The sequence below is a fragment of the Streptomyces sp. SID12501 genome (genome assembly GCF_010550245.1).
GTDB lineage: Bacteria > Actinomycetota > Actinomycetes > Streptomycetales > Streptomycetaceae > Streptomyces.
Map to the genome: position 1 here is coordinate 1 of NZ_JAAGLU010000163.1, position 793 is coordinate 793.

Consider the following 793-nt stretch of genomic DNA (forward strand, 5'->3'; position numbering starts at 1 on the left):
GGGGTGATCGGCGTGCCCGTGGGCGGCGGCGCGGTCGCCGGCGTCGGCGGTCTGGTCGGCGACGCCGCTCCCGGGTCGTCGCAGCGCTCGGCGTCGCTCGCCGACGTCGGCCGCTCGACCGCCGAGAACGTGCCGGTCTCCGGCTCGTCGAACGAGAACCCGGACTGGCAGGCCGTCGCGGCCGCCGTGCAGGCGTCCGTCGTGGCCATCGACGTCAAGACGTCCTCGGGCGAGGCGCAGGGCTCGGGCGTCATCATCGACGACGCGGGCCACGTGCTCACGAACAACCACGTGGTCGCCGGCGCCGAGGGCAACGTGCAGGTCACGCTGACCGACGGGCGCATGTTCGAGGCCCAGGTGGTCGGCACCGACGCGAGCACCGACCTGGCGGTCGTCAAGCTCGTCGACGCGCCCTCCGACCTCAAGGCCGCGGCGCTCGGCGACTCCGACGAGGTCGCGGTCGGCGACCCGGTGATGGCGGTCGGCAACCCGCTCGGCCTGGCCAACACGGTGACCACCGGCATCGTGTCCGCGGTCGACCGTCCGGTCTCCACGCAGGAGAACGGCGGCGAGGCGGCCGTGACCAACGCGATCCAGATCGACGCGGCCATCAACCCCGGCAACTCGGGCGGGCCGCTGTTCGACGCGACGGGCCGGGTCATCGGCATCACGTCGTCGATCGCGACGCTCAGCCAGCAGTCGGGCTCGATCGGCCTCGGCTTCGCGATCCCGGTGAACGTCACCAAGAACATCGCGGGTCAGCTGATCCAGGACGGCCAGGCCGAGCACGCCT

At 72.9% G+C, this 793-nt stretch carries 1 protein-coding gene; it reads left to right on the forward strand.

Annotation, left to right across the window (positions count from 1 at the left end):
- Positions 1–793, forward strand: a 793-nt coding sequence (locus tag G3I71_RS44995) for a S1C family serine protease (protein ID WP_203733015.1), incomplete at both ends; no start/stop codon positions are given.